Here is a 4,116-nt window from a genome sequence, read left to right on the forward strand (position 1 = left end):
CCCTCCATGAAGCCAAATCCGCCGTCCGTGCATCCGGTTCCCCCCAGTGCCACCATGACACGGTCCACGGAAGGATCTTGCAAGGCTGCGTGAACCAATAGTCCCGTACCGCGGCTGGTCGTGTGACTAGCATCCGCAATGCGATCCTTGAGGGACATAAACCCAGACCCTACTGCCGACTCCACCAAAGCCATACGGCCATAACGAATCCAATAACCATTGCGCGGCCGGTTATAAATATCTACCGTCGCAGCGGGTACGATCTCCCCTCCCATCGATGTCACAACGTCTCCTGTACCTTCCCCCCCATCGGCCATGGGTATAATCTTCACGTCAGCAGAGAGAGCGTGGCATAAGCCCTTCGCGATGGCCTCCGCTACCGCAAGAGCGCCCATCGAGCCCTTGAATGAATCGGGAGCCACCAAGATATGGGGTTTCATGGCCTTGCACCCCCCGGAGCGTCCTCAAAGAGTGCCTTGTGTTCCCCTCGAATCAATTCTTTGACCGCCTTCTTATTCACCTTCCCATTAGCATTTTTGGGAATACCATCAGCAATCATCCATACGGTGGGCACTTTATAACGACTGATATGTCTTGCTAAAAAGTGCTGAATATCACTCGTCTCCAACTTGCACCGGGGCTTGGGAACGACCAGAGCGGCGACGCTCTCTCCCCAAATTTCGTCCGGCACCCCTACCACGCTCGCTTCGGCAATATCAGGGTATTGATAGAGCACGTTTTCCACCTCTCCTGGGAAAATCTTCTCGCCTCCGCGATTAATCAGATCTTTCATGCGATCAACAATGTAGACAAATCCCGCATCATCAATACGAGCTAAATCCCTACTCATCATCCATCCGCCGTCAGAAAAGCCAACCCGTCGGTCTGTCCCCCAATATCCTCGACTCACCATAGGCCCACGGACCCAAAGTTCGCCCAATTCTCCCTTTCCCACATCCAGACCCGTATGTCCATCGACCACCCTTAATTGCGCAAAAGGAACCGCATGCCCCACCGACCCGGGTCGATCCCCTGCCTCTTCTGCGGGAAGAATCGTCGCGGGTGATGAAAGTTCGGTCATCCCATAGGTATTGTATACATGCAAGGCAGGAAATTTCTCTTTAAAAGCGGCCATAAGCGACGGCGGCATCGGCGCTCCGCCGCTTGCAGCCACTCGCCAGTTAGGAAGAGGGGGAACCTTATGGACTGCCAAATAATTTAAGAGACGCAGAAAGATCGTCGGGACTCCAAAGACGAAGCTGCCGCGATATTTTTGCATGCCATCAAAAAAGAGACCCTCATCAAATCGCTTCACCAATACCGCAGTGCCTCCCACCGAAAAAATGGTCAGCAACTGCCCGATTAGTCCGGTGACGTGGAACAATGGCACCGTAATTAATGTGACGTCGCTCGCATCCAATGTGAAAATCCGACGGTATGTCTCCACTGACGTCAACATATTTTCGTGGCTCAGCGGAACCCCCTTCGGCGCTCCGCTAGTTCCGGAAGTGAGAAACATTATGGCAGGGGTATCTGACGCTATGTCCACCTTCGATGATGGGCCCGTTGGCACGGATAGATAGGCCCGTTCATCAATGATCCTGCCGGGCAATAGAGAAAGATTCTCGTCTGATGCCTCACAGATGGTAACGGCAGGGCGAAGCAAAGCATGCAGAGGTTGGAACTCTGCAGCCGAGAAGCGGTAATTTGTCGGGGTGACCAGCGCGCCCAACTGAAGCGCTCCAAATAGCCAACAAACAAATGACCCCGTGTTAGAAAGGCGGAGAACCACACGATCTCCCGACCGAATTCCCAGTCCCTTTAAGTATCGCGCCACTTGCAAAGCCCGTTCCCATACGTCGCGGTAGGTGAACTCGCCATCACTGGCAGTAATAGCAAGCTGACTGGGCCGGCGGATGTAACTCGCTTCGAGCACGTGCGACAAGGAGCGCGGAAGATTGGCGTATGTTGTCTCGCCGATGCTATCCATCGCTTGCGGCCATTGGTATTCTACAATCATCCAGAATCCCCCACATCTCAAACGTCTCGTTATAAAATCATGCCACCGCTCACATTAACCACCTCACCCGTCACATATGCTGCATCGTCTGACGCGAGAAACGCCACTACCCGACCCACATCCTCAGGTAAACCAATCCGTCCCATCGGAATCTTTTCAATCATATGCTTCCAACCTTCCTCCGACATGGAACGAGTCATGGGGGTATCGATAAACCCCGGACAAATGGCATTGACCGTGACATTGAACTTCGCCAATTCTCGTGATGCCGTTTTCGTCAATCCCACTACACCCGCTTTGGACGCGGCATAATTCGCTTGACCGACATTACCGAGCCAACTCATTGAAGACACGTTAATGATGCGCCCAGCGCGACGCTCACGCATTGCTGGTACCACATGTCGTAGCCAGTTGAATTGTCCTTTGAGATTCACTTGGATGACATCGTCCCATTCAGACTCACTCATGCGATGCAACATGCGATCGCGGTTGATACCGGCATTATTCACCAATACCGATATCGGGCCGACCTCTCTTTCAATGGATGAAACCGCAGACTCTACCGCCGAAAAGTCACGCACATCCACAACGAGCGGTGTACTTTCCGGAAGATCCGTAGTAGCCCGATCCAGCGCTTTAGCATCCACGTCCACGAGCACCATTTGGTAGCCTCGTTCATGAAGGACCTGTGCAATACCATACCCGATTCCTCGTTGGGCTCCTGTTACCAGTGCAATGGGTTTCATCATATTCCATCCTTCCAGAAATTTATGGCCTAACGCCGATAGTTTTCAAATACTGCGGCAATTCCTTGGCCTCCACCGATACACATGGATACAAGTCCATAACGGGCATGGCGCCGCTCCAGTTCGTAAAGAATCTTGATTGTCAAAATGGCTCCGGTAGCACCAATCGGATGACCCAGCGCGATTGCACCACCATTGACATTGGTCTTGGACCAGTCTAGGTCGGCGTCGCGCACCACGGCCACAGCCTGGGCCGCAAACGCTTCGTTCAATTCCACCAAATCCATATCTGCCACCGATAGGTTGGCCTTGCGAAGTGCCTTTCGAATGGCATAGACCGGCGTATACCCCATATACTCCGGATCCATGCCTGAAACTGCCCAGCTTACCATCCGCCCTCGTGGCGTGAGGCCAGCCCGGCTGGCACTCTGTTCCCGCATCATGACCAGTGCTCCTGCTCCATCATTGATCCCTGAGCTATTTCCGGCTGTCACCGTCCCCCCCTCGCTAAACGCGGGACGAAGTCGCGCCAATTGGTCAAGCGATGTTTCTCGCAGGTGCTCATCCGTATCGAATACTTTCGTTCGTCGACCATCCGGCACCTCAATAGCCAGGATTTCATCACGAAAGCGGCCATCGTCAACTGCGGCTTTGGCTCTCTGCTGGGAGTCCAGCGCCATCTTGTCCTGATCTTCGCGGGATACCTGATACCGCGTCGCAACAGCCTCCGCTGTCATCCCCATGGGGTATTCTCCAAATGGATCGGTAACGGCAGCCAGTACGCCGTCCTCCAGCTCTCCATGTCCTAATCGCTTCCCCCAGCGATTCCAAACATAGTAAGGTAATCGGCTCATATTTTCCGTCCCCCCTACTACCACCCTATCGGCGTCTTCCAGCTGTAGCCACTGAGTCCCGGTAATAATCGCCTGTAATCCCGACCCGCACAAGCGGTTCACGGTTTGAGCCGTAGAACCGGTAGGTATCCCTGCACTTAGGGCCGCACGTCGCGCAATAAATGCGTCTCCCGACACCTGCCCCACACACCCTATGACCACTTCGTCTACGGTATCCGGTTCCACCTGCGAGCGTTTAAGGGCTTCCCGAATGACATGGGCCCCGAGTTCATGAGCAGGAATCCCGGTTAAACTTCCCCCAAAGGTCCCAATCGCGGTTCGCACTCCATCGACAATCACAACGTCTTCTCTCATTAGTTAGTCCTCCTTAGGTTCTTATTCCAATGATGCGTTCCACCACTTGCTTAAAGATCGCATCCGAATTAATCACGTCGTGGCATCTTCTGACAGATTGGATTCACACGCACTTCCTCCAAACGCATCTGGTTATCTCGCG

General features: G+C 53.6%; 4 protein-coding genes. All 4 read right to left on the bottom strand.

The window, feature by feature from the left end; genetic code table 11:
- Positions 1-440: glycerate kinase (locus ACOJWD_RS08230; protein WP_486992743.1), on the bottom strand; the 440-nt coding region annotated here is incomplete at its 3' end.
- The gene (locus ACOJWD_RS08235; protein WP_486992744.1) at positions 437-2,020 is read right to left on the bottom strand and encodes a class I adenylate-forming enzyme family protein; all 1,584 of its coding nucleotides are present in this window, start codon (positions 2,018-2,020) and stop codon (positions 437-439) included. The genes ACOJWD_RS08235 and ACOJWD_RS08230, both read right to left, overlap by 4 nt.
- A gap of 29 nt (positions 2,021-2,049) precedes the next feature.
- Positions 2,050-2,769, bottom strand: a complete 720-nt coding sequence (gene fabG, locus ACOJWD_RS08240; RefSeq protein WP_486992745.1) for a 3-oxoacyl-ACP reductase FabG — start codon at positions 2,767-2,769, stop codon at positions 2,050-2,052.
- Between the two features lie 26 nt (positions 2,770-2,795).
- On the bottom strand, positions 2,796-3,974 hold the full coding sequence (locus ACOJWD_RS08245) for a thiolase family protein (RefSeq protein ID WP_486992746.1): 1,179 nt from the start codon (positions 3,972-3,974) through the stop codon (positions 2,796-2,798).
- Positions 3,975-4,116: the final 142 nt, after the last annotated feature.

It is taken from the genome of Sulfobacillus sp. TH-112, from assembly GCF_057473405.1.

What these genes read in the sequence shown, in the direction of transcription:
- ACOJWD_RS08235 (WP_486992744.1), bottom strand. Translation starts at nt 2,020, where the DNA reads ATGATTGTAGAATACCAATGGCCGCAAGCGATGGATAGCATCGGCGAG.
- fabG (WP_486992745.1), bottom strand. Translation starts at nt 2,769, where the DNA reads ATGATGAAACCCATTGCACTGGTAACAGGAGCCCAACGAGGAATCGGG.
- ACOJWD_RS08245 (WP_486992746.1), bottom strand. Translation starts at nt 3,974, where the DNA reads ATGAGAGAAGACGTTGTGATTGTCGATGGAGTGCGAACCGCGATTGGG.